Below are 24,005 nucleotides of genomic sequence, written 5' to 3' on the forward strand. Positions count from 1 at the left end.
GGGGGGGCCGCCCGCCCCCGCCCCCCCGCCCCCCCCGCCGGGGGGGGGGGGGGGGGGGCCCGGGCGGGGGGGGGGGGGGGGGGGGGCCCCCCCCCCCCCCCCCCCCGCCTCCTGTGGTCCGAGGGTCGATCAGACCTCGGGCGCGACCCAGTCGCCGGTCGCGAGGTACTGGACCTTCTTGGCGATGGAGACGGCGTGGTCGGCGAAGCGCTCGTGGTAGCGCGACGCGAGGGTGGAGTCGACCGTGTCGACGGCCGCGCCCTTCCAGGTCTCGCCGAGCACCTTGTCGAAGACGCTGAGGTGCAGCTCGTCGATGCGGTCGTCGTCGTTGCGGATCTCTTCCGCCAGGCGGACGTCCTCGGTCGTGAGCAGCTCGGTGAGCTTGTTCGCGATGGCGACGTCGAGCTCGCCCAGCTCTTTGAACGTCGGACGCAGCGACTTGGGCACGACCTTCTCGGGGAACCGGTAGCGGGCGAGCTGGGCGATGTGCTCGGCCATGTCGCCCATGCGCTCGAGCGAGGCGCTGATGCGCAGCGCGCTGACCACGATGCGCAGGTCGCGGGCGACCGGGTTCTGGCGGGCCAGGATGTCGATGGCCAGCTCGTCGAGGGCGATGGCGCGCTCGTCGATCTTGTCGTCGTCGGCGATGACCTGCTCGGCCAACGAGACGTTCGACTCGTTGAAGGCCGTGGTCGCGTTCGCGATCGAGACGGCGACGAGGCCGGCGATCTCGACGAGACGCTCCTGCACCTCCAGGAGTTCCTGCTGGAATACCTCGCGCATGTCGTGTTCGACCCTCTCGTCGTGGGGGCTCGGTGGCCCTGGGAGCACGGTGGCTGTGAGCGACGTGCGGGTCGCACGGTCGGCTCGTGACGTGGGGCAGAGTCGCCCGCACAGTCCCGACGATGGTCTCCGGTGAAGGTTAACGACCGGTGATCACCGCCTGAACTCTGACCAAAGTACAGCGGATGGGACGACCTCCCGTTCATCCGCCCGCTGGGGGGTCACTACTGTGAACGACATGGAATCCGCCTGGCTGGTGCCGTTGTCGCTGGCCTTCGGGGTCGTCGTCGGCGCCGCGATCGTGGTGGTCGTCGTCTCGGCCCACCGACGAGCCGTGCGTGCCGCGGCACTCGTCGACGTCGCCCTGCCCGACGGCATCGACGCCGTGCTCGACGCACTCGAGTCGGCGGGCCTCGTGGTCGACCCGTCGGGCAACGTGCTCAAGGCCTCGGCGGCGGCACGTCAGCTCGGCCTGGTCTCGGCCCAACAGCACCTCGTGCACCCCGAGGTCGAGACGATCGTGGACGCGGTGCGTCGGCACGGCGACCCGGTGGTCGAAGAGCTCACCCTCCCGCGCCTGCCCGGCAGCGAGGCCACCATCGCCGTGCACGTGCGGGCTGCCGCACTCGGTGGACGATTCGTGCTGGTGCTCGCCGAGGACCGCACCGAGGGTCGTCGGCTCGACGACATGCGCCGTGACTTCGTCGCGAACATCAGCCACGAGCTCAAGACGCCGATCGGGGCCGTCGGCCTGCTCGCCGAGGCGCTGGAGTCCGCGTCGTCCGACCCCGAGCAGGTGCGCCACTTCGCCGCTCGGCTGACCCGAGAGGCCGGCCGCCTCGGCCGCCTCACGCAGGACATCATCGAGTTGTCGCGTCTGCAGGCGACCGACGCCCTCGAGACCAGCGAGTCGGTCGACGTGCGCCACGTGGTCGACACCGCCGTCGACCGCAACCGCGTGGGTGCCGAGGCGAGGGGCATCGACCTCGTCGTCCGGGGTGGCAAGCACGCGCACGTGATCGGCGACCAGGCGATGCTCGTCACGGCCGTCGACAACCTGGTCGCCAACGCGATCAACTACTCGCCGGACGGTTCGCGGGTCGGCATCGGCGCCACCCTCGACCAGGCCGGCGTGGTCGAGATCTCGGTGACGGACCAGGGCTACGGCATCCCCGACGACGAGCTCGACCGGGTGTTCGAGCGGTTCTACCGGGTCGATCCGGCCCGGTCGAGACGGACCGGCGGCACGGGACTCGGACTCGCCATCGTGAAGCACGTGGTGCAGAACCATGGCGGCGACGTGCGCGTCTGGTCGCAGGTCGGCAAGGGGTCGACCTTCACCCTGCGCCTGCCGGCGGCGGACGTCGACCCCGTCACCCGATCGATCCCGACCACGGCCGCCTCGGCACCCGAGCACCAGGAGACACGATGACCATGGAGACCCGATGACCCACATCTTGATCGTCGAGGACGAAGAGTCCCTCAGCGAGCCGCTCGCCTACATCCTGCAGCGCGAGGGCTACCAGGTGAGCGTGGCCGAGGACGGCCCGGCCGCCGTCGCGGCGTTCGACAAGACCGGTGCCGACCTCGTGCTGCTCGACCTCATGCTCCCGGGCATCCCGGGTACCGAGGTCTGCCGCGTGATCCGCACCAGGTCCCAGGTGCCGATCGTCATGCTCACCGCCAAGGACAGCGAGGTGGACATCGTGGTCGGCCTCGAGCTGGGTGCCGACGACTACGTCACGAAGCCGTACTCGACCCGGGAGCTGCTCGCCCGCATCCGGGCCGTGCTGCGCCGCCGCGTCGACCCCGACGACCTGTCCGACTCGATGCTCGAGGCAGGCGACATCCGCATGGACGTCGAGCGTCACGTGGTGACGGTCCGCGGGGACGACGTCGCCATGCCCCTCAAGGAGTTCGAGCTGCTCGAACTGCTCATGCGCAACGCCGGCCGCGTGCTCACCCGCGGTCAGCTGATCGACCGGGTCTGGGGTTCGGACTACTTCGGCGACACCAAGACGCTCGACGTGCACATCAAGCGCATCCGCTCGAAGATCGAGGCCGTGCCGTCCGAGCCGAAGGCGCTCGTCACGGTGCGCGGTCTCGGCTACCGCATCGAGGCCTGATCCCGAGGGCGGGCCGTCGGCCCGTCCCCACCGCGCCGACGGCCCCGAGGAGGCGCGGTGTACGGAGGACGCGAGAGGCCCGGCACCGCACTCGGCGGGCCGGGCCTCTCGGCTGACGTGAGGGAGACGCTACGGCGTCGGCGACGAGGAGGGTGCTTGCTGGGTCGCCTCGGGCAACGGCGTCGACGACGGCGTGGCCTCGCCGGACGGCGTGGGCGAGGGCAGCAGGGTGGCGTACTCGCCCAGCGCGCCCGTGAGGACGGGTACGACGAACGACTTGCCGGTCTCGGTGCCGTACTGGACGAAGATCGTCACGAGGGCACCCGGGTCGGAGTCGAGGGACTCCATGAGGAACTGGTCCTGACCGGGCTCGGTGCCCAACGAGACCTGCGACGAGCCGTCGACGTCGACGGTCTGGGTCTTCTTGCCGTCGGTCGTGGGGTACTCGAACGAGACCTCGGCGGCCTCGTCGCTCGTGTTGAGCACGACCATGCTGAGGCTGGCGGTGCCGCCGTCGCCCTCGCTCGCGGTGAGGGCGATCGCGTTGCGCACCTGGATGGCGCCCACGTTGACGCTCGTGCCGTCGCTCGCGTCGTACTGCTTGGTGGTGGCCTGGGGGCTGATGAAGTTGCAGCCGGCGGCGGTCAGGACGACCACGGCACCGACGGCGGCGGCCGAGACGAGCCGCGTCGTCAAGCCACGCGACTTCAGGGTTGGGGCTCGCACAGGTGTCCTCCAGGATCAGCGTCACGACAAACGTACGTCGTCCAGCTTATCCGCGCCCGCAGGGGTCGGTTCCTTAGGGCAGCCTTACCAACGACGGCTTATGGTATCCTGGGTGTCGCAGAATGGAGCCTGATTCATGCAGTTCGAGGTCGGCGAGACCGTTGTATACCCGCATCACGGGGCAGCGACAATCTCAGAAGTCAAGAAGCGGATCATCAAGGGCGAAGAGAAGCTGTACCTCAAGCTTCGCGTCACCCAGGGTGATCTGACCATCGAAGTACCCGCAGACAACGTCGACCTGGTCGGCGTGCGAGACGTCATCGGCAAAGAAGGGCTGGACCGCGTCTTCGACGTGCTCCGCGCCCCCTTCACCGAAGAGCCGACCAACTGGTCGCGCCGCTACAAGGCGAACCTCGAGAAGCTCGCCAGCGGTGACGTCATCAAGGTGTCCGAGGTCGTCCGCGACCTCTGGCGTCGCGATCAGGACCGTGGCCTCTCGGCCGGCGAGAAGCGCATGCTCGCCAAGGCTCGTCAGATCCTGATCAGCGAGCTCGCGCTCGCCGAGAAGACCGACGAAGAGAAGGCGTCGAGCGTCCTCGACGAGGTCCTTGCGTCCTAGCACTCCCGACGACCGCTCGGTCGACGACGGCGGGGTCCACACCCCGTCCGCCGCCGGTCGGGCGGTCGTCGTCGTTGCGGCCGGAAGCGGCACGCGCCTCGCCCTCGGCAAGCCGAAGGCCTTCGTCGAGGTGGCCGGGCGCAGCATCCTCGAACGCTCGCTCGACGCCGTCTTCGCTTCGGCCGTGCCGACGCAGGTCGTCGTCGTCGTGCCCGAGGCGCTCGTCGACGAGTCCCGCACCCTCGTCGACGCCCTCGCCGGCCCGGCCCGTGACTACGCCTCCGTCGTCGTCGGCGGTGCCACCCGCCAGCAATCGGTCGCCGCCGGCCTGACGGCCCTGGGGCCCGACGTCGAGACCGTGCTCGTCCACGACTGCGCCCGGCCGTTCACGCCCACCGCCCAGTTCGACCTGGTCGCGACGACCGTCGAGGCGAGCGGTGACGGCGTCGTCCCGGGGCTGCCGGTCACCGACACGATCAAACGCGTCGACGCTGACGCCGCCTTCGTCGTCGACACCGTCGACCGCAGTGAACTCGTCGCCATGCAGACGCCGCAGGGGTTCCCGCGCGCCGCCCTCGACCACGCCTACGCGACGGCGTCCGTCGAGCACACCGACGACGCGGCGCTCTTCGCCGCCGCCGGTCACCGCGTCCGCGTCGTGGCGGGCGACCCCGTGGCCTTCAAGATCACCACCCCGTGGGACCTGCGCCGGGCCGAGACGATCGTCGCCGAGAGCGAGGCGACCCGGCCGGGTCCTGACGCGAGCGCTCGACCGGCCCCGCGCCTCCTGACCGGGGTCGGCACCGACGTCCACGCGTTCGACGCGGCCCAGCCGATGCACCTCGGGCTGCTGCACTTCCCGGGCGAGGCGGGCCTCGCGGGCCACAGCGACGGCGACGCGGTCGCCCACGCGATCGTCGACGCCCTGCTCTCGGCCGCGGGCCTCGGCGACATCGGGTCGAGTTTCGGCACGGACGACCCCCGGTTCGCCGGGGCGTCCGGCGACGTCTTCCTCACGGCGACCCTCGAGCTGCTCGCGGCGGCGGGGGCCGCTCCGGTCAACGTCGCCGTCCAGGTCGTCGGCAACCGGCCCCGGCTGTCCTCCCGACGCGTCGAGATGCAGGCGGGGCTGACGCGCGTGGTCGGCGCCCCGGTGAGCGTGTCGGCCACGACGACCGACGGGCTCGGCTTCACCGGTCGGGGCGAGGGCGTGGCCGTGATCGCGACGGCACTCGTCACGCGCGACGGGTCGTCCACGGGCCACGGGGCGTCCCCGGGCGACGCGACCGAAGCCGCGTCAAATAGGCTGATCACGTGACCATCAGGCTCTACGACTCCCGTCAGCAGACGCTCGTCGACTTCGTCCCGCTCGTGCCCGGCCAGGTCGGGCTGTACGTCTGCGGACCCACCGTCCAGTCGTCGCCCCACATCGGGCACCTGCGCTCGGCTCTGGTCTACGACCTCTGGCGTCGGTGGTTCACCTACCGTGGCCTCGACGTCACCCTCGTGCGCAACGTCACCGACATCGACGACAAGATCCTCGCGCTGGCCGCCGACACGACCGAAGAATGGTGGGCGCGCGCCTACCGCTACGAACTCGAGTTCACCGCCGGCTACCAGGCGCTCGGCATCCTGCCGCCGACCTACGAGCCCCGGGCGACCGCCAGCGTCAGCGAGATGCAGCAGATCATCACGACGCTGCTCGAGAAGGGGCACGCCTACGTCGCCCCGGACGGCTCGGGCGACGTCTACTTCGACACCGCCGCCTGGCCGACCTACGGTGCCCTGACCAACCAGTCGATCGACGACATGGCACCCGCGGCCGACGCCGACCCGCGGGGCAAGCGCGACTCCCGCGACTTCGCCCTCTGGAAGGGCCACAAGGCCGACGAGCCCGAGTCCGCCTCGTGGGCCTCGCCCTGGGGTGACGGGCGACCCGGCTGGCACATCGAGTGCTCGGCGATGTCGGCCCGCTACCTCGGCGAGGCGTTCGACATCCACGGCGGCGGGCTCGACCTGCGGTTCCCGCACCACGAGAACGAGCTGGCGCAGTCGACCGCGGCCGGCATGGGTTTCGCCTCGTACTGGATGCACAACGGCCTCGTCGCCGTCGAGGGCCAGAAGATGTCGAAGTCCCTCGGTAACTCGATCTTCGCCGCCGACTTCCTGGCGCAGGCCCGGCCCGTCGTCGTCCGCTACTTCTTCAGCGCCGCGCACTACCGGTCGACCATCGACTACCACGAGGGCGCGCTGCTCGAGGCCGAGGCAGCCCTCGACCGCGTCGAGACGTTCCTCGAACGGGCTCAGCGTCGCCTCGCCGACACGCGCTTCGCCGGGGTCGGTGCCCGTGTCGTGCCCGACGAGTTCGGCGAGGCGATGGACGACGACCTCAACGTCCCCCAGGCCGTGGCCGTGCTGCACGACACGGTGCGCGCCGGCAACGTGGCCCTCGACGACGGCGACCTCGACACCGCCGCGCGCTCCTGGCAGCACGTGGCCGCCATGGTGGCCGTGCTCGGCATCGACCCGACGGCGCCCGAGTGGCGCGCCGGTGACGAGGTCGACGCGCACCGCGCGCTCGGCACGCTCGTCGACGTACTCTTGGCCGAACGCCAGCAAGCCCGGGCCGATCGCGACTTCTCGCGGGCCGACGAGATCAGAGGCGTCCTGACGGGCGCCGGCATCACCATCGAAGACACCCCCAGCGGGTCGCATTGGAGCCTCGAACAGTGAAGAACACCAGCGGAGCACGCAAGGGCCGTCCCGGCAGCAGTGCCGTGCGTCAGGGCAGCAAGGGCAAGCAGGTCGGCAGCGGCGGCCAGGGGCGCCAGGCGCTCGAGGGCAAGAAGCCCACCCCCGCGGCGGAGGACCGCCCGTACCACCCCGCGGGCAAGGCCAAGGCGGCGCGTGAGCGACTCGAGGCGGCCCGTGGTCGTGGCGGAGCAGGTCCCCGTGCCGGGTCGCCGATCGCCGGTCGCGGCGGACCGGACGCCCCCCGTCGTCGCCCCAAGTCGGCCGACGACCACGAGATGGTGACCGGTCGCAACTCCGTCGTCGAGGCCCTCCGGACGCGCATCCCCGCCACGACGCTCTACATCGCCGCCCGCATCGAGATGGACGAGCGCACGAAAGAGATCCTGCAGCTCGCCACCCGCCGCGGCCTGCCGATCCTCGAGGTCATGCGCCCCGAGCTCGACCGCATCACCGGGCACGACTCCGTGCACCAGGGCGTCGCGCTCAAGGTGCCGCCGTACGAGTACGCGCACCCCGTCGACATGCTCGAGGCCGCGGTCAAGCGCCAGCAGAAGCCGCTCTTCGTCGCGCTCGACGGCATCACCGACCCGCGCAACCTCGGAGCGATCATCCGCTCGGTGGCCGCGTTCGGCGGGCAGGGCGTCATCGTCCCGCAGCGTCGTTCGGTCGGCCTGACGGCGTCGGCCTGGAAGACCTCGGCCGGTGCGGCCGCGCGCATCCCCGTCGCGATGGCGTCGAACCTGACCCAGACCCTCAAGTCGTTCAAGGAGCAGGGCGTGTTCGTCGTGGGCCTCGACGGTGACGGCGACGTCATGCTGCCGGGGCTGGAGCTCGCCGACCGCCCGATCGTGGTCGTCGTCGGCAGCGAGGGCAAGGGCCTGTCGCGCATCGTCGCCGAGACCTGCGACGCGATCGTGTCGGTGCCGATCACCGGTGCCGTCGAATCGTTGAACGCCGGCATCGCGGCCTCGGTCACGTTGTACGAGATCTCGAAGCTCCGCGCCGAGCGCAAGAAGAAGTAGCGAGGGCGCCCGCGAGACGCGGGGCCTCGAGGAGGCGCGGGTCGGCTGGTCGCCGGCCCGCGCCTCCTGCGTTCTCAGACCTTGCTGCGCCAGTCCTCGTCCGCGTCGGCCTCGAGCTGGGCGGCCTCGGGCAGCGTGAGGGACTCGGTCGCGGGCTCGATCACCATCTGCTCGTCGCGACGGTGGCGCAGCACGTCGTTGATGTACGAGGTGAGGGCCTCGGCGATCGGCACGTCGCGGTTCTCGGCCTGCGACTGGTACCAGCGGTGCTCGAGCAGCTGGTGGAAGACCTCGGCGGGTTCGAGCCGTCCGCGCAGGTCGCGGGGGATCGAGCGCACGACGGGCTCGAAGACGCGCGAGGCCCACTCGTGGGCGATCATCTCTTCGTCAGAGTCCGACTGGTCGGTGCGCATGCGGTACGCGTCGAGGTCGTTCAACAGTCGACGGGCCTGGTTCTCTTCGACGTCGAGGCCGGTGAGTCGGAGCAGGCGGCGCGAGTGGTGCCCCGCATCGACGACCTTGGGCTGGATCTTGACCTGGCTGCCGCCCTCGGCCGTCTTGATGGCCAGTTCTTCGATGTCGAAGCCGAGGTCGTTCAGGCGCTCGACGCGGTCGTTGATGCGCCAGCGCTCCGAGCTGTCGAAGGTCTCGGCCCCGGTCAGTTCGGTCCAGAGGCTGCGGTACGCGGCGACGATGCCGTTGCTCACGTCGACCGGGTCGAGGTTGTCGTCGAGGCGACCCCCGGCCTCGAGGTCGAGCAGTTCGCCGGCGATGTTGACGCGGGCGACCTCGAGGTCGTTCTCGCGCTGCCCGTTCGAGAGGCCGCCCGGGTAGAGCTTGCCCGTCTCGGCGTCGACGAGATACGCCGCGAACGCACCGGCGTCCCGGCGGAACAACGTGTTCGACAACGATACGTCGCCCCAGTAGAAGCCGATGATGTGCAGCCGGACGAGCAGGAGGGCGAGCGCGTCGACGAGGCGACGAGCCGTGTCGGGGCGCAACGTCTGCGAGTACAGCGCCCGGTAGGGGAGCGAGAACTTCAGGTGCCGCGTGACGAGCACCGGGTTCAGCGGCGACCCGTCGGCGTCCTGGCGGTTGGTGATGACCGCGAGCGGGTCGACGCACGGGATGTCCATGCGCTGCAGCGTGCGCAGCATCTCGTACTCGCCGCGGGCCATCTCGCCCGACGTCTCCTTGATGGCGATGACGAAGCCGCTGAGGTGCGCGAACCGGACGAGGTGGCGCGAGATGCCCTTGGGCAGGGTCGCGATGGCCTCGTCGGGCCACTCCTCGAGCGGGAGGGCCCAGGGCAGGTCGAGCAGCGCCGGGTCGGCCGTGGCCGAGGTGATGTTGAGGGAGTCGGGCATGAGGGCCTCTCGTGCGGGGGAGCACCGCCTGAGGCGAGGCGGCGGGGGAGGTTCGGGAGGCGCGGGGCCGGAACGCGGGACGGCCCGCCGGGTCGATCGGAGGAGTGCTCCGAGCGGACTCGACGGGCCGACCCGACGGGGTGCTACGCGCTGACGACGGCCTTGTCGCCGAGGCGCTCGCCGCTCTCGGTGTCGAAGACGTGCACGTGGTGCGCCTGCGGGGTGACGTAGATCGTCTCGCCCAGCTTGGGGTGGTTGCGACCGTCGACGCGGACGACGACGTCGACGCGGTTGCCGTCGACCTCGGTGTGGCCGTAGAGGTACCCGTCGGCGCCGAGCTCTTCGACGACGTCGACGGTGACCGCGAGGCCCTCGCCGGTCGTGTTGACCACGACGTCCTCGGGACGCACGCCCACGGTCACGCTCTTGCCGTTGGCCTGGCCGACGGTGTCGCGGTCGACCGCGGTGACGGCGGTGCCGAACTGGATGCCACCGTCGACGACGTCGGCGGGCAGCAGGTTCATGGCGGGCGAGCCGATGAAGCCGGCGACGAAGACGTTCTGCGGCTTCTCGTACAGGTCGCGCGGCGTGCCGACCTGCTGCAGGACGCCGTCCTTCAGCACGGCGATGCGGTCGCCCATGGTGAGCGCCTCGGTCTGGTCGTGCGTGACGTAGACCGTGGTGACGCCCAGTCGGCGCTGCAGCGACGCGATCTGGGTGCGGGTCTGCACGCGCAGCTTGGCGTCGAGGTTCGACAGCGGCTCGTCCATGAGGAACACCTGGGGCTGACGCACGATGGCGCGGCCCATGGCGACGCGCTGACGCTGACCACCCGAGAGGGCCTTGGGCTTGCGCGAGAGGTAGGGCTCGAGGTCGAGCAGCTTCGCGGCCTCGAGGACGCGGGTGGCCCGCTCTTCTTTGCCGACGCCGGCGATCTTCAGGGCGAAGCCCATGTTCTCGGCGACCGTCATGTGCGGGTAGAGCGCGTAGTTCTGGAAGACCATCGCGATGTCGCGGTCCTTCGGCGGGACGTCGGTGACGTTGCGGTCGCCGATGTAGATGTCACCCGAGTTGACCTCTTCGAGGCCCGCGAGCATGCGCAGGGTGGTCGACTTGCCGCAGCCGGAGGGGCCGACGAGGACGAGGAACTCGCCGTCGGCGACCTCGAGGTCGATGCCGTCGACCGCGGCGCGGGTGCTGCCGGGGTAGAGACGAGTTGCCTTGCTGAACGTGACTGACGCCATGATCTTCTCCTTCACCGGCAGGTACGTGCCGGACGATCCGTTGTGAATGGACGGTGATCAACCTCAGAGGTCTGCGGTGACCACCACCGATCAGCATGCCATGAAAATCTCTCGGATCGCCACGGGAGCGCCTCTTCTCCACCCGCTCTCGCCCGCGCCTGGCGGACTTCTGCCAGGCTCGCCTCGTACCATGTTTCGTGGCCACGACTCGTGGCGACCGTCCCCACCACCCGCTCGACGCGACCATGCGAGGCCGTCGCGCACCGGAGCCCCATGACTGACCTGAATCCCGACGACTCGTCGTTGACCAAGAACCAGCGGCGCGCGGCGGCCCGCCAGAAGGCCCAGCTGGCGCGCCAGAAGCAGAAGCGGCGCCAGCGCGCGGGCAAGTGGGCGCTGCAGGGCGGTCTCGCCCTCGTGGTGATCGCGATCGTCGTCGGCGTCGTGCTGGTGATCACGAACAGCATCCGCCCGGCCGGCCCCGGCCCCGCCAACATGGCCAGCGACGGCATCAAGATCGGCCAGGGCTTCGAGGCCGTGCAGACCGGGGCCCTCGGCCCCGACGACGAGCCCACGGCGTCGGCGTCCACGGCGTCGAGCGACACGGTCGACATCGTCGTCTACCTCGACTACCTCTGCCCCATCTGCGGCGAGTTCGAGCAGGCGAACAACGACTACATCAGCGGCCTCGTCGAGTCGGGGGCGGCGACGGTCGAGTACCACCCGGTCGCCATCCTCACGAACCAGTCCCTCGGCACGAAGTACAGCAACCGGGCGGCCAACGCGGCGGCCTGCGTGGCGAACTACTCGCCGAACTCGTTCTTCGACTTCAACACCGCGATGTTCGAGCAGCAACCCGAAGAGGGCACGCGCGGTCTCGACGACTCGCAGCTCGCCGACATCGCGACCGGCGTCGACGGGGTGACGAAGGCGAGCGACATCACCAGGTGCATCGACGACGACGAGTTCGGGTCGTGGGTGACGGCGGCGACCCAGCGGGCCATCGACGGTCCCTTGCCGAACAGCGACCTCGACGCCCTGACGGGCACGCCGACTGTCCTCGTCAACGGGCAGAAGTACGACGGCAGCCGTCCGTTCACGGTGCAGGAGTTCCGCAGCTTCGTCGTGACGGCGGCCGGCAACAGCTACACCGAGTCGGGCACGGCCAGCCCGTCGCCGACCCCGACCGAGTCGGCTCCTGCCGAGTCGGCCCCGGCCGAGACGCCGGCCGGCTAGGTCGTCATGCGGGGGTGCGGAAGCACCCCCGTGCGGTCCCGGGCGGCCACGGGCAGCTCGTGCAGCACCACGTCGCGCACCTTGCCCGCGTCGAGGGTCAGCGTGAGGTAGGTGGCGTGCGGCTGGCGACGGCGGTCCGTGGGCGACCCCGGGTTCAGCAGGCGCAGGCCCGCCGGGGTCGTCGTGTCCCACGGGATGTGGCTGTGCCCGAACAGCAGCAGGTCGGTCTCGGGGAAGTCGCGGTCCATGCGTCGCTCGCGCGCCTCCTTGGCTCCCGTCTCGTGCACCACGGTGAGGCGCACGCCCTCGATCGTCGTGCGGGCCACCTCGGGCAACCGGGCGCGCAGCGCGTCGCCGTCGTTGTTGCCCCGGACCCCGATCAGGAGGCGCGCGCGGGCCTCGAACTCGTCGAGCAGCGGTTCGCCGGTCCAGTCGCCCGCGTGCACGACGACGTCGGCCCTCTCGACCGCGGTCCACACGGCACCCGGAACGGCCTTGGCCTTCTGCGGCACGTGGGTGTCGGACACGACGAGGACGGAGGTCGGCATGCCTCCCACGCTAGGCGCGCGTCGGGTCGTGGGGGCACCGATCCGGCCCGATATTCTCGTGACGGGGTTGGCTGTCCTAGTCGGGCCGATCACCCCCGACGCCTCCGTCGGCGCACCGGCACGCGACCGTGCCCGGCCGTGCCCTTCCCGGCGCCCCTCTCGACCCCCGCACCCCCAGAAACGAGGACGACACCGTGGCACTCTTCCGCAGCCAAGAAGCCGAGGTGGCCAAACAGGACGCCGCCGTCCGGCACTCCCTCTGGGCCGACGCGTTCGGCACGCTCGCGACGCGCGCCGTGCAGATCATCGCGGTGCTCGTCGTCGCGATCGGCGTCATCTACGTCTTCCTCAGCCTGAGCCTCGTCACCCTGCCGGTGCTGCTCGCGCTGATCTTCGCCTCGGCCATGCTGCCGGTCGTCGCCTTCCTGCGGCGCCACAAGGTGCCCTCGGTGCTCGCGACCCTGATCTGCCTCTTCGCCGTGTTGATCATCCTCGGGCTCGTCGCCTGGCTGATCGTCTGGGCCGTCGAGAGCCAGGCCAGCTCGCTCGCCGACTCGGCCACCTCGGGCTTCAACAAGCTGCAGGACTGGGTCACGACCCTTCCGTTCTCGATCAGCGACCAGCAGATCGACGACGTCCGCAACACGGCCGTCGACTTCGTGACGAGCTCGCAGTTCGGTTCGGGCGCACTCGCCGGTGCCTCGGCCGTGGGCAGCTTCGCGACGGGCCTCGTGCTGATGATCGTCGTGCTGTTCTTCTTCCTCAAGGACGGCCCGGCGATCTGGGAGTTCCTGCTGCGCCCGTTCAAGGGTGAGAACTACGCCCGCGCCCGTCGCATCGGCGACAAGACGGTCACCACCCTCGGCGGCTACGTGCGCGGCACGGCGACGGTCGCCGCCGTCGACGCCATCGGGATCGGCGTCGGCCTCTGGATCGTCGGCGTGCCGCTGGCCCTGCCGCTCGCGGTCATCGTGTTCCTGACGGCGTTCATCCCCCTCGTGGGCGCCACGGCCGCGGGCATCCTCGCGGCGCTCGTCGCCCTCGTCGCGCTCGGCCCCGTCCAGGCGCTGATCGTCGTCGGCATCGTGGTCGTCGTGAACCAGCTCGAGGGCAACTTCCTGCAGCCGGTTCTGATGGGCCGCACGTTGCAGCTCCACGGCCTCGTCATCCTCGTCGCCCTGACCGCCGGCACGATCCTCGGCGGCGTCGTCGGGGCCGTCATCGCCGTGCCGCTCATGGCCGTCGTCTGGGGCATCACCCAGGTCTGGAACGGTGACCACCAACCGGCCGAGATGTTCCGCCAGAAGCGGCCCGAAGAGGTCCGCTAGCGCTCACGGGCGAGGCAGGGCCCGCAGGAGGCGCGGTGCGAGGACGACTCGCACCGCGCCTCCTGCGCGTCTGCAGTCGGGAGCCCCTTCGCGCGGGCGTTCGAGAGAAATGTGCAGCAACTGCACTCAAATGGTTGCGGATCGTCAACGAAAGCGTATGGTTGACATTCGGCAACCAACGGACCCGGCCAACGGCGGTCAGTCCTCACCATCTCGAACCACCGGAGCGCACCTTGTCGCAGACCACGACCGCCGCGGGCACGAAGCCCGCGGCACCCCACGAACCGGGCGAAGCGCCCGGCATGAGCCACCGCGAAGTCCTCACGGCCCTGTCGGGCCTGTTGATGGGCATGCTCGTGGCGATCCTCTCGTCGACCGTCGTGTCGACCTCGCTGCCGCGCATCGTCAGCGACCTCAACGGCAGCCAGACCTCGTACACCTGGGTCATCACCGCGACCCTGCTGGCCACCACCGTCAGCACCCCGCTGTGGGGCAAGTTCAGCGACCTGACGAACCGCAAGGTGCTGCTGCAGGTCGCCCTCGTGCTGTTCGTGCTCGCCTCCGTCGCCGCGGGTTTCTCGCAGAACACCGCGACGCTGATCACCTTCCGCGTCTTCCAGGGGCTCGGCGCCGGTGGCCTCACCGCGCTGGTGCAGGTCGTCATGAGCGACATCATCAGCCCGCGTGAGCGCGGACGCTACATGGGCTACCTCGGCGCCGTGATGAGCGTCGGCACCATCGGCGGGCCGCTGCTCGGCGGGGTGCTCACCGACTCGATCGGCTGGCGCTGGAACTTCTTCGTCGGCGTGCCCGTCGGCGTCGCCGCCCTCATCGTCATCCAGCGCACCCTGCACCTGCCCCCGAAGCCCAAGAAGGCCGTCGTCGTCGACTACTGGGGCGCGGGCCTGATCGCCGGAGGCGTCTCGCTGCTGCTCGTCTGGGTGTCGCTCGGCGGCAAGCAGTTCGACTGGAACTCGACCACCAGCTGGCTGATGGGCGTCGGCGCGGCCGTCCTGCTCGCGCTCGCCGTCGTCGTGGAGTTCCGCTCGAAGGAGCCGATCATCCCCCTGACGCTCTTCACGAACCGCACCTTCACCTTCGCGGTGATCGCCTCGCTCAGCGTCGGCGTCGCGATGTTCGGCACCAGCGTCTTCCTCGGCCAGTACATGCAGCTCGCGCGCGGCCAGTCGCCGACCATGGCCGGCATCCTGACCCTGCCGATGGTGCTCGGCCTGCTGATCTCGTCGATGGTCGCCGGTGCGCTCATCTCGAAGTACGGCAAGTGGAAGCCCTACATGATCGTCGGGTCGATCCTTCTCGCCGCCGGTCTCTTCCTCATGTCGACCATCGAGTACGACACGAACTTCGCCATCGTCTCGGTCTTCATGGCCATGATGGGGCTCGGCATCGGCATGGTCATGCAGAACCTCGTCCTCGTCGTGCAGAACTCGGTCGACGTCAGCGTCGTCGGTGCCGCCTCGTCGAGCGTCGCGTTCTTCCGCAGCCTCGGCGGCACGATCGGCGTCTCGGTCATGGGTGCCGTCCTCGGCACCAAGGTCTCGGGCTACATCACCGACGGCCTCACCGACGCCGGGGTCGACCCCAGCGCGCTCGGCAGCGGCGGCTCGACGAGCATCCCCGACCTCAGCACCGTGCCCGGCCCGATCCGGACCATCATCGAATCGGCCTACGGTCAGGGCGTCGCCGACGTGTTCCTGATCGCGGCCCCGCTGGCGATCATCACCATCGTGTTCGTCTGCCTGCTGCCCAACGTCGAGCTCGGCACCAAGACCGGCCTCCAGCGTGCGGCGGCGAAGACGGACGACCCGGCGGACGGCGCTGCCTCGGCCTCGGTCGAGCACGACGGAGGCGCGGCTCCGGTCGACGCGAACGCCGCGTCCCCGGCCGCCAAGGGAGCCGCGGCCACGGCCGGCCTGGCCCCCGCCGTGTCGAGCGCTCCGGCCACGGAGTCGACGCCGGCACCGGTCTCACCGATCGACGAAGGACGCGATCCCGCCGAAGGGCGCGATCCCGCCGAGGGCCAGCGCCGTCACCACAGCCACACGACGACCGCCACCGGTACCATCGACACGATCATCGCGACGGGCGCCGCCGAGGTGGCAGGGCACCCGGTGCCCGCCGACGAACTGGCCGAGAGCCCGGTGTTCTCGTCCCTGGTCGAGGAGAAAGATGTCGCAGCCGACCGTTGACGGCCAGCCCGAGGGTGCGGTGCTCGACGCGCCGCGCCCCTCGGGGGGCGACCCTGCCGACCAGGCCGCACCGCACCTCCTCGAGGCCGCGGGGCAGGCCGCACCGCACCTCCCGGGTCCCGACGACGACGGCCGCGAGGGCCTCATGGCCGGCGTGGTCGACGAGATCGGCTCGATGATGGTCGAGGCCAAGCGCACGATCGCCGCGGCGGCGTCGCGCTTCGACCCGGACGTGCCGCCCACGGCCTTCTACGTGCTGCGCTACGTGATGAAGCACCAGCCGTGCAGCGCCGGTGACATCGTCAAGGCGATGGCGATGGACAAGAGCGCGGTCAGCCGGCAGGTCACCCTGCTGCGCGAGGCCGGGTTCGTCGACGTGGTGCCCGACGCGGCCGACGGTCGGGTCATGACCCTGCGCAGCACCGAGCGCGCCGAGAGCCGCATGCTCGAGGTGCGCCACGAGAACCGCGCCGTGTTCCGCAACCACGTCGAGGGCTGGTCCGACGACGAGCTCGCCGAGTTCGCCGGCTGGCTGCGCCGGTTCAACACCCCCGCCGGGTAGCGCCAAGCCGTCCGGCAGCGCCCCGCCCCGCGACGACGAAGGCCCCCTCCCGTGACGGGAGGGGGCCTTCGTGCGTGCAGGCGGGTGCTAGATGGTCGCGGTGTCGATCACGAAGCGGTAGCGGACCTTGCTGGCGACGACGCGCTCGTAGGCCTCGTCGACCTCGTCGGCGCCGATCGTCTCGATCTCGGCTCCGATGTGGTGCTCGGCGCAGAAGTCCAGCATCTCTTGCGTCTCGGGGATGCCGCCGATGTTCGAGCCGGCGAGGCTGCGACGGCCACCGATCAGCGAGCCGGCGCTGAACGACTGCGGGTTCTCGGGCAGGCCGACGAACACCATGGTGCCGTTCAGGCGCAGGGTGCGGGCGTAGGCGTCGATGTCCATGTCGGCCGAGATCGTGTTGATGATCAGGTCGAACGAGCTGCGCAGCTGCGTGAACGTCTCGGGGTCGCTCGAGGCGTAGTAGTGGTCGGCACCGAGCTTCAGGCCGTCCTCCTGCTTGGACAGGGTCTGGCTGATGACGGTGACCTCGGCGCCCAGAGCGTGGGCGATCTTGACGGCCATGTGGCCGAGCCCGCCCATGCCGACGACGGCGACCTTCTTGCCGGGACCGGCACCCCAGTGCTTGAGGGGCGAGTAGGTCGTGATGCCGGCGCAGAGCAGCGGCGCGGCCTCGTCGAGCGAGATGCCCTCGGGGATCGACAGCACGTAGTTCTCGTCGGCGACGATCTGCTTGGCGTAGCCGCCGTAGGTGGGCTCGCCCGAGTACTGGCGGCCGTTGTAGGTCGCGACGTTGCCCTTGACGCAGAACTGCTGCTCGCCCGCGAGGCAGTTCTCGCACTCGCGGCAGCTGTCGACGAAGCAGCCGATGCCGACACGGTCGCCGACCTTGTGCTTCGTGACGTCGGAGCCGACCTCGGTGACGATGCCGGCGATCTCGTGGCCGGGCACCATCGGGAAGATGGCCTTGCCCCATTCTTCGCGGGCCTGGTGGATGTCGCTGTGGCAGATTCCGGCGAACGCGATGTCGATCTGGACGTCGTTCGGGCCGACGTCGCGCAGTTCGACCGTGGAGTGCTCGAAGGGGGCGCCGGCGGACGGCGTGAGCAGGACGGGGACGGTGGTGGGCATGAGATGACCTCTCTGCGAGTGGTGGTGCGGTGGTGGTGCGCGCCCCGCGGGCGCGACGGATTCCGACGACGTTGTGGGATGCAACCCAGCCTAGGCGGCACCTCCGACACCGGCTCCCAGAGAAGCGGCGGACCGGAGGAGGCGCGGGTCGTCGACCCGAGGAGGCGCGGCTCAGCCGAGCAGCTCGGCCTGCCAGACGAGCGCGGCGGCCCCGACCAAGGGGCTCTCGTCGCTCAACCCGGAGCGGACGACCCGGACGCGACGGGCGTACTCGTTGACCGGCGCCTCCTGGACCGCGGCCCGGACGAGGTCGAGGTAGTCGTCGCTGACGCGCGAGAAGCCGCCGCCGATGGCGACCACGTCGAGGTCGAGGAGGGTCGTGACCGACGAGATCGCCTCGCCCACGGCGTTCGCGGAGCGACGCACCGCCGCGACGGCGATCGCGTCCCCGGCGACGTAGCCGGCGGCGAGGTCCTCGCCGCGCTCGCCCGTCCAGCCTCGTTCCCGGGCCCAGGCGACGACGTTCGGCCCCGAGGCGATGACCTCGAGCGTGGCGGCCCAGGCGCTCTCGCCCGCGGGGCGGTCCGCGATCTGGATCTGGCCGATGTGACCGGCGTTGCCCGTGCCTCCCGAGAGCAGCCGGCCGTTGACGATCAGGCCGCCGCCGACGCCGGTCGAGACGGTGATCGCGAGGGCGTTGTCCGCCCCCTGCGTGGCACCCACCCAGTGCTCGGCGAGGGCGAGGCTGACGCCGTCGAGCCGCAGGGTGACCGGGGCCGCGTCGGGCAGGGTCGACGCCGCCAGGGCCGCGACCTGCTCCCGCAGCGGATAGCCGCGCCAGGCGTGCAGGTTGATCGGCGAGACGGTGCCGTGAACGAGGTCGACGGGCCCGGCGCTGCCGATGCCCGCCCCGACGAGGGCGTCACCGTCGGGCAGGGCGTCGAGGGCGTGCGCCACGACCGCGCGGACCGCCTCGGCGAGTTCGTCGGACGTCGACCCGGCACCGGTGGGGCGTCGGTCGCGACTTCCGTCGAGGAGGGCTCCGTCGGAGGCGACCAGCGCCGCCTCGACCTTCGTTCCGCCCACGTCGACGGCCAGTGCGTAATCGGTCACGTCGGCCAGCGTAGCGGGGGAGTGCGGCCCGACCGCGTGCCGGAATAGGGTGGCTGCCGGCACGCTGACGAAAGGCACCCCCATGGACACCACCGACGGTCGGGTCGCCGTGCTCGGCGACGCCCTCATCGACGAGCTCCGCACCGACGAGGGCTCGACCGACCACGTCGGCGGGGCCGGCCTCAACGTCGCCGTCGGGCTGTCTCGCCTCGGCGTGCCCACGACCCTGCTCGCCTCGATCGGGGACGACGCCGACGGCGAGGCCATCCGGTCGTTCCTCGCCCAGCACGGCGTCGAGCTCGTCCCGACGATCAACCCCCTCGGCACCGGCCGGGCGGTCTCGCTGCGGGTGGCCGGCGAGCCGACCTACGTCTTCACCGACGCCGCCGTCGCCCGCGGTCTCGACTTCTCGCCCGCGCAGCGGGCCGTGCTCGACGCCGCCCCCGTGGTCGCCGTGAGTTCGTACCCGTTCGACGACGCCGCGCTCACCGACCGGCTGCTGCGGATCGTCGGCAGCGACCCGGTCCGACTGGTCGTCGACCCGAACCCCCGCCCCGGGTTCCTGCCCGGCGGGGCCGCGCAGATCGCCGACTTCGCCGCCGGCTTCGAGCGGGTGGCCGCGTCGACGTTGCTCGTCAAGATCGGTGACGACGACGCCGAGCTCGTCGCCGGCCGCTCGCTCGACGACTGGCAGGAGGCGCTGCTCGCGGCGGGCGCCGGGGGAGTCCTCGCGACCCGCGGCTCGGCCGGGGCGGGCCTGGTGCTGGCCCCGTCGGCCGACGACACGGCGGGCACCTCGCTCACCCGCGGCATCTCGGACGCCGACGGCGAGGTCGTCGACACGATGGGGGCGGGCGACGCGACCTTCGCGTCCATCGTCGCCTCGTTGCTCGCCGAGCGGCGCGGGCCCGGTTCGGTCGACTGGGCGGCCGCCCTCGGGCGGGCCATGGACGTGGCGGCGGCGACGGTCAGGGCTCCGGGAGCGCTCCTCCGGCTGCCCCGGTGACGTCGGCGGGTCCGGTGGTGCGCGCCTCCTGCGCGTTGCCCGCCCGCCTCGCCCGCCGGGCGGGAGGCTCAGCCCAGCGACTCGGCGACCGCCCGTGCCTTGCCCGACAGGTACCAGTGCGAGCGGGCGCCGGTCTCGACCGGTTGCATGCCGACGACGACCTTGCCGCGCGAGTGCTGCTCGGCTAGGTCCTCGAACGCCTGGGCGATGTAGTCGAACGGGTAGAAGCCCGAGACGAGCACGCGCAGCTTGTTCTCGGCGATGAGCTTCGCGAGGGCCGAGAGGATCATCGCGGGTTCGGTGTCGTCGCGCTCGGCGCCGATGAAGCGGATCTCGCGCTCGAGGCGGTCCTCGCTCGAGCTGAAGCGCGCCGGCAGCACGCCGAGGTCGGTGCTGAGGGCGGGGTTGTCCCCGCCGAAGTTGTCGATGAACGCCGTCACGTGGCGGTCGGTGCCCGCGGCCTTGTCGATGCGCTCGCGGAGGCCTTCGCCGTAGTCGACGGGCACGACCCCGATCGAGCGGAGGTAGTCGTGGTTGCCCGGGCTGCAGGTGCCGATCACCTTGGCTCCGAGCTGCAGGGCGAGCTGGCACTCGATGTGGCCGACGCCGCCCGCCGCGGCCGTGATGACCACGACGTCGTCGGGCCCGAGGTGCAGGCTGCGGACCGTGTCGTAGGCGGTGGCCCCGGCGAGGTAGAGCCCACCGGCGACCTCCCACGGGACGTGCTGCGGCTTGGGCACCACGGCGCTGGCCGGCACGGCGATGTAGGTCGCGTGCGCGCCGCCGCCCACCGCGTGGCCGATCACCTCGGCGCCCACGGAGAGGTTGCGCACCGCGGCCCCGCGCTTCTTGACGATGCCGGCGAAGCACGACCCTTCGCGGGCCGGGAAGTCGAGGGGCAGCCGGTCGACGAAGTCCCCTTGCCGGATGAAGTTCTCGATGTGGTTGAGGCCGGCGCAGATCACCTCGACGACGACCTCGTCGTCGGCGGGCGTCGGCAGCGGCTGCTCGACGAAGTGCAGCTGCGAGACGTCTCCGTACCCGTCGAACTCGATGGCCTTGCCCGGTCGTGCCATGACGCGCCTCCACTGCTGTCGTCGCGGCGGCGCCAGTGCCGTCGCGAGGGTGAGTGAAGTGTGCGCCCTCCGGACCGCCGTCGCCCGGAGGACGCGCTTCGAGTTGCCTGGACGCACCGTGCCGCGGTGCGGCGTCGACCGTCCGGAGGCGCGGGTCGGCCTCGTCGTCAGAGCTGGTCGGTCGGCACCGAGAAGGTGTCGCAGGCCGTCGCGCCCTGGCTGCGCCCGGTCTCGAACCACCTCTGACGCTGCTCGGCCGAGCCGTGCGTCCAGGTGTCGGGGTCGACCTGGCCGCCGCTCGCGGACTGGATGCGGTCGTCGCCGACCGCCGCGGCCGCGTCGAGCGCGTCGGCGACCTGCTGGTCGGTGACGGGCTCGAGGAACGTGGTGCCGTCGGCGTCCGCGATGGTCGACGCCGAGCCGACCCACGCCCCGGCGTAGCAATCCGCCTGCACCTCGAGCCGGATGGTGTCGGAGCCCGGCCCGGTGTCGCTGCGGTCGGCGCGGTCGAAGGCCCCGGTCAGCTGCTGGACGTGGTGGCCCCACTCGTGACCGACGACGTACATCTGCGCGAGGGGGCCGCCGCTGGCGCCGAACTGCGACCGGAGCTGCTCGAAGAAGTCGGTGTCGACGAAGAGGGCCTCGTCGGGCGGGCAGTAGAACGGGCCGGTGGCGCTCGTCGCCCCACCGCAGCCGGTGTCGGTCGAGCCGCTGAAGAGGAAGAAGTCGGGGGTGCGGTAGTCGGTGACGCCGAGTGCCGGGGCCTCGGCCGCCCAGTACGCGTCGAGCGAGTCGGCCGCGCCGACCATGCGGCAGTCGACGCTGTCGTTGGCCTGCGCGCCGGTGGTGCACTCGGACGACAGGTCGCCCTCGCTGACCGGCTGGGCGCCTCCGCCGGCCGTGCCGCCGCCGAGCAGCCCCGAGACGTCGACGCCGGTGACCTGGCTGATGAGGAAGACGGCGATCACGCCGACGATGCCGATGCCGCCGCCGGCGACACCCACCGTGCGACCGCGACCGCGTCGCTTGACCTTGCTGCCGTCGAGGCGCGCGTCATCGTTGAAGGACATGTCGCCGACGGTAGCGCAGGGCGGGGGTCAGTGCCCCTCGGCGGCTTCTTTCGCCTCGCGCTCCTTGCGGAGGACCTCGCGGCCGGCGTTGCGCTCCTTGACGCGCAGTTCTTCTTCGCGCACGTCGGCGTGGATGCCGCGTTCGGTGCGCAGCCAGTCGGGCATCTCGTCGAGCAGGGCGTGGATCTCGTCGGTGGTCATGACGTCGTCGACGCCGGCACGGGCGAGGCCCGAGGTCGAGATGCCGAGCTTCTGGGCGACGACCGGCCGCGGGTGCGGACCGGTGCGGCGCAGGTCGGACAACCACTCGGGCGGGTTCGTGCTGAGCTCGGCGAAGGCCTCGCGCGTGACGGGGGCGGCCTGGAACTCGGCGGGCGTGGCCGGCAGGTACACGCCGAGCTTCTTGGCGGCCGTGAAGGGCTTGAGGGTCTGCGGCTGCTTGCCGGACGGCGCGTCGGAGGTCATCTGCCCAGGGTACCGGGCCGATACCCTCGACCCATGACGACCGAGCCGACCCGCGCCCCGTTCCGCATCGGGGTCGTGCCCGGCGTGACCCTGTCGAAGTGGTCGAGGCTCTGGGAGGAGCGCCGCCCCGAGACCCCGCTGGCCTTCGTGCCGCTCGCCGACCTCGACGCGGTGCCCGCCCTCGACGACGACCGGGGCGACGACCGGGTCGACATGGTCCTGGCCCGACTGCCGATCGAGGTCGAGGGGTTGTCGGTCATCCGGCTCTACGACGAGCGGGCCGTCGTCGTCGTGCCGAAGGACCACGCCGTCGCCGCGGCCGGCGCCGAGGACGAGGTCGAGGCCGCGGCGTTCGCCGACGAGCACCGGCACGACCTCGACCCGTCCCTGTCGCTCGCCGACGCCGTGGCCGTCGTCGCGACCGGGGCCGGCGTCGCCGTCATGCCGCAGTCGCTGGCACGGCTGCACGCCCGGAAGGAGGTCACCTACCGTTACGTCGCCGACCTGCCGCCGACCACGATCGCGCTGGTCTGGCCCGAGGGCGAGCTCACCGACGACCTCGACGACTTCATCGGCGTCGTGCGGGGTCGCACGGCCCGCAGCTCCCGGTCGAGGAGGCGCGACGAGCCCGAGCAGGAGGCCCCGGCCCGCAAGGGGTCGGCTCCCGACCCGCGTGGGGCGAAGCCGAAGCGCACGCCGCCGAAGGGCCGAGGGCCCCAGCGCGGCACCGGTCGCAGCCGACCGCGCCGAGGGCGCTGACCCCCTCGCCGACGGGCCGGCCGGTCTGCCAAGCTGAGCGGGTGTCGAAGGAGACCCGCATGTCGAAGAGGATCTGTCTGCTCACCGGTGCCGGCCGCACGAACTCGATCGCGAACGGCATCGCCCACGAGCTCGCCGCCGACGGCTGGGACCTCGCGCTGACCACCTGGGATGGTTACGACGCCGCCATGCCCTGGGGGCTCGCGGCCGTCGACGTGGGCTCGCTCGTCTCCGAGCTCGAGGCCGTGGGTGCGCGCGTGGCCGTGTACCCGGCGGACCTGGCGGACCCCGCGACCCCCGCGCGCCTCCTCGGGGCGGTGAACGACGACCTGGGGCCGGTGACGGCGCTCGTGCTGTCGCACTCGCACGGCGTGGACTCGTCGATCCTCGACACGACGCTCGAGAGCTGGGACGCGCACTACGCCGTCAACGTGCGGGCGGCGTGGCTCGCGATCAAGGCGTTCGCCGAGCAGCTGCCCCCGGTCGACCTGCTCGACGACGGTGCCCGGATCGTCGCCCTGACGAGTGACCACGTCGTGCACAACCTGCCCTACGGCTCGAGCAAGGGCGCCCTCGACCGGCTCGTCATCGCGGCCGCCCGGGAACTCGGGCACCTGGGCGTCTCGTCGAACGCCCTGAACCCCGGGCCGATCGACACGGGCTGGATGGACGACGAGATCCGCGCGAGCGGCACCGAGCGGCAACCGACCGGCCGTCTCGGCACGCCCGCCGACCTCGGTCGGGTCGTGCGCTTCCTCCTGTCTCCCGAGGGACGCTGGATCTCGGGCCAGCTGATCAAGGCCGACGGCGGCTTCTCGGTCTGACCGGCCCGGCCCGCCGCCCGACCACGGATCGCCGCG

At 71.3% G+C, this 24,005-nt stretch carries 23 protein-coding genes; 13 read left to right on the forward strand and 10 right to left on the reverse strand.

Features of this window, described 5'->3' with window-relative positions:
- Positions 1-129: 129 nt before the first annotated feature.
- Positions 130-783 carry a phosphate signaling complex protein PhoU gene (phoU, locus tag ACVJ1F_RS11790; RefSeq protein WP_043597221.1) on the reverse strand — a complete coding sequence of 218 codons (654 nt, stop codon included), beginning with the start codon at positions 781-783 and terminating at the stop codon, positions 130-132.
- Between the two features lie 238 nt (positions 784-1,021).
- On the opposite strand from phoU, the gene ACVJ1F_RS11795 reads away from it, so the two are divergent.
- Both ACVJ1F_RS11795 and ACVJ1F_RS11800 read left to right on the forward strand, forming a co-directional pair.
- Positions 1,022-2,215 (forward strand): sensor histidine kinase, encoded by a 1,194-nt coding sequence (locus tag ACVJ1F_RS11795; protein ID WP_056044479.1) that lies wholly within the window; start codon positions 1,022-1,024, stop codon positions 2,213-2,215.
- Positions 2,216-2,228: 13 nt separating this feature from the next.
- Positions 2,229-2,909, forward strand: a complete 681-nt coding sequence (locus ACVJ1F_RS11800) for a response regulator transcription factor (RefSeq protein WP_056043202.1) — start codon at positions 2,229-2,231, stop codon at positions 2,907-2,909.
- 129 nt (positions 2,910-3,038) lie between these two features.
- On the opposite strand, the gene ACVJ1F_RS11805 is transcribed toward ACVJ1F_RS11800, so the two are convergent.
- Complete coding sequence (locus ACVJ1F_RS11805) at positions 3,039-3,635, reverse strand: hypothetical protein (RefSeq protein WP_456886405.1); 597 nt, start codon at positions 3,633-3,635, stop codon at positions 3,039-3,041.
- A gap of 136 nt (positions 3,636-3,771) precedes the next feature.
- On the opposite strand from ACVJ1F_RS11805, the gene ACVJ1F_RS11810 reads away from it, so the two are divergent.
- Genes ACVJ1F_RS11810 through rlmB form a run of 4 tightly spaced genes read left to right on the forward strand, consistent with a single transcriptional unit; the run spans position 3,772 to position 8,030 of the window.
- Complete coding sequence (locus ACVJ1F_RS11810) at positions 3,772-4,254, forward strand: CarD family transcriptional regulator (RefSeq protein ID WP_043597211.1); 483 nt, start codon at positions 3,772-3,774, stop codon at positions 4,252-4,254.
- Positions 4,244-5,572 carry a 2-C-methyl-D-erythritol 4-phosphate cytidylyltransferase gene (gene ispD / locus ACVJ1F_RS11815; protein ID WP_456886407.1) on the forward strand — a complete coding sequence of 443 codons (1,329 nt, stop codon included), beginning with the start codon at positions 4,244-4,246 and terminating at the stop codon, positions 5,570-5,572. Before ACVJ1F_RS11810 ends, ispD begins: the two co-directional genes overlap by 11 nt.
- On the forward strand, positions 5,569-6,987 hold the full coding sequence (cysS, locus tag ACVJ1F_RS11820; RefSeq protein WP_173153182.1) for a cysteine--tRNA ligase: 1,419 nt from the start codon (positions 5,569-5,571) through the stop codon (positions 6,985-6,987). The genes ispD and cysS overlap by 4 nt, the downstream gene beginning before the upstream one ends.
- Positions 6,984-8,030: a 23S rRNA (guanosine(2251)-2'-O)-methyltransferase RlmB gene (gene rlmB, locus ACVJ1F_RS11825; RefSeq protein ID WP_056043187.1), complete on the forward strand. Its 1,047-nt coding sequence runs from the start codon at positions 6,984-6,986 to the stop codon at positions 8,028-8,030. Before cysS ends, rlmB begins: the two co-directional genes overlap by 4 nt.
- Before the next feature lie 74 nt (positions 8,031-8,104).
- Here the strand turns inward: rlmB and ACVJ1F_RS11830 are convergent, their stop codons facing one another.
- A complete protein-coding gene (locus ACVJ1F_RS11830) occupies positions 8,105-9,397 on the reverse strand; it encodes a DUF4032 domain-containing protein (protein ID WP_456886409.1) in 1,293 nt (430 codons plus the stop codon).
- A 143-nt stretch (positions 9,398-9,540) separates the two neighbouring features.
- Positions 9,541-10,641, reverse strand: coding sequence for an ABC transporter ATP-binding protein (locus ACVJ1F_RS11835; RefSeq protein ID WP_043597318.1), 1,101 nt, complete (start codon positions 10,639-10,641; stop codon positions 9,541-9,543).
- Between the two features lie 273 nt (positions 10,642-10,914).
- Between ACVJ1F_RS11835 and ACVJ1F_RS11840 the strand changes: the two genes are divergently transcribed.
- Entirely contained in the window at positions 10,915-11,877 is a 963-nt protein-coding gene (locus ACVJ1F_RS11840) for a DsbA family protein (RefSeq protein WP_159827640.1), read from the forward strand.
- Here ACVJ1F_RS11840 and ACVJ1F_RS11845 read toward each other — a convergent pair.
- Entirely contained in the window at positions 11,874-12,425 is a 552-nt protein-coding gene (locus ACVJ1F_RS11845; protein ID WP_456886410.1) for a metallophosphoesterase family protein, read from the reverse strand. The genes ACVJ1F_RS11840 and ACVJ1F_RS11845 overlap by 4 nt on opposite strands.
- 194 nt (positions 12,426-12,619) lie before the next feature.
- Here ACVJ1F_RS11845 and ACVJ1F_RS11850 point away from each other — a divergent pair, with 194 nt between their 5' ends.
- The 3 genes from ACVJ1F_RS11850 to ACVJ1F_RS11860 all read left to right on the forward strand — a co-directional run bounded on the left by ACVJ1F_RS11850 (position 12,620) and on the right by ACVJ1F_RS11860 (position 16,525).
- Positions 12,620-13,753 carry an AI-2E family transporter gene (locus ACVJ1F_RS11850; protein WP_159827634.1) on the forward strand — a complete coding sequence of 378 codons (1,134 nt, stop codon included), beginning with the start codon at positions 12,620-12,622 and terminating at the stop codon, positions 13,751-13,753.
- Positions 13,754-14,055: 302 nt separating this feature from the next.
- Positions 14,056-15,963, forward strand: coding sequence for an MDR family MFS transporter (locus ACVJ1F_RS11855; protein WP_456886413.1), 1,908 nt, complete (start codon positions 14,056-14,058; stop codon positions 15,961-15,963).
- Positions 15,944-16,525: a MarR family winged helix-turn-helix transcriptional regulator gene (locus tag ACVJ1F_RS11860; RefSeq protein ID WP_173153175.1), complete on the forward strand. Its 582-nt coding sequence runs from the start codon at positions 15,944-15,946 to the stop codon at positions 16,523-16,525. Before ACVJ1F_RS11855 ends, ACVJ1F_RS11860 begins: the two co-directional genes overlap by 20 nt.
- Positions 16,526-16,612: 87 nt before the next feature.
- On the opposite strand, the gene ACVJ1F_RS11865 is transcribed toward ACVJ1F_RS11860, so the two are convergent.
- Entirely contained in the window at positions 16,613-17,656 is a 1,044-nt protein-coding gene (locus tag ACVJ1F_RS11865; protein WP_056043170.1) for an NAD(P)-dependent alcohol dehydrogenase, read from the reverse strand.
- Between the two features lie 171 nt (positions 17,657-17,827).
- Positions 17,828-18,769, reverse strand: a complete 942-nt coding sequence (locus ACVJ1F_RS11870) for an ROK family protein (protein WP_456886416.1) — start codon at positions 18,767-18,769, stop codon at positions 17,828-17,830.
- A gap of 82 nt (positions 18,770-18,851) precedes the next feature.
- On the opposite strand from ACVJ1F_RS11870, the gene ACVJ1F_RS11875 reads away from it, so the two are divergent.
- Positions 18,852-19,775: a carbohydrate kinase family protein gene (locus tag ACVJ1F_RS11875; protein ID WP_456886418.1), complete on the forward strand. Its 924-nt coding sequence runs from the start codon at positions 18,852-18,854 to the stop codon at positions 19,773-19,775.
- A gap of 68 nt (positions 19,776-19,843) precedes the next feature.
- Here the strand turns inward: ACVJ1F_RS11875 and ACVJ1F_RS11880 are convergent, their stop codons facing one another.
- The 3 genes from ACVJ1F_RS11880 to ACVJ1F_RS11890 all read right to left on the reverse strand — a co-directional run bounded on the left by ACVJ1F_RS11880 (position 19,844) and on the right by ACVJ1F_RS11890 (position 22,386).
- Entirely contained in the window at positions 19,844-20,851 is a 1,008-nt protein-coding gene (locus ACVJ1F_RS11880) for an NADP-dependent oxidoreductase (RefSeq protein WP_456886420.1), read from the reverse strand.
- Between the two features lie 167 nt (positions 20,852-21,018).
- Entirely contained in the window at positions 21,019-21,921 is a 903-nt protein-coding gene (gene ypfJ, locus ACVJ1F_RS11885; protein ID WP_192122889.1) for a KPN_02809 family neutral zinc metallopeptidase, read from the reverse strand.
- Positions 21,922-21,948: 27 nt separating this feature from the next.
- On the reverse strand, positions 21,949-22,386 hold the full coding sequence (locus tag ACVJ1F_RS11890; RefSeq protein WP_123571708.1) for a DUF5997 family protein: 438 nt from the start codon (positions 22,384-22,386) through the stop codon (positions 21,949-21,951).
- 33 nt (positions 22,387-22,419) lie between these two features.
- Here ACVJ1F_RS11890 and ACVJ1F_RS11895 point away from each other — a divergent pair, with 33 nt between their 5' ends.
- The gene (locus ACVJ1F_RS11895) at positions 22,420-23,145 is read left to right on the forward strand and encodes a LysR substrate-binding domain-containing protein (protein ID WP_456886422.1); all 726 of its coding nucleotides are present in this window, start codon (positions 22,420-22,422) and stop codon (positions 23,143-23,145) included.
- 59 nt (positions 23,146-23,204) lie between these two features.
- On the forward strand, positions 23,205-23,969 hold the full coding sequence (locus ACVJ1F_RS11900; RefSeq protein WP_456886424.1) for an SDR family oxidoreductase: 765 nt from the start codon (positions 23,205-23,207) through the stop codon (positions 23,967-23,969).
- Positions 23,970-24,005 lie beyond the last annotated feature (36 nt).

It is taken from the genome of Frigoribacterium sp. 2355 (assembly GCF_054060695.1).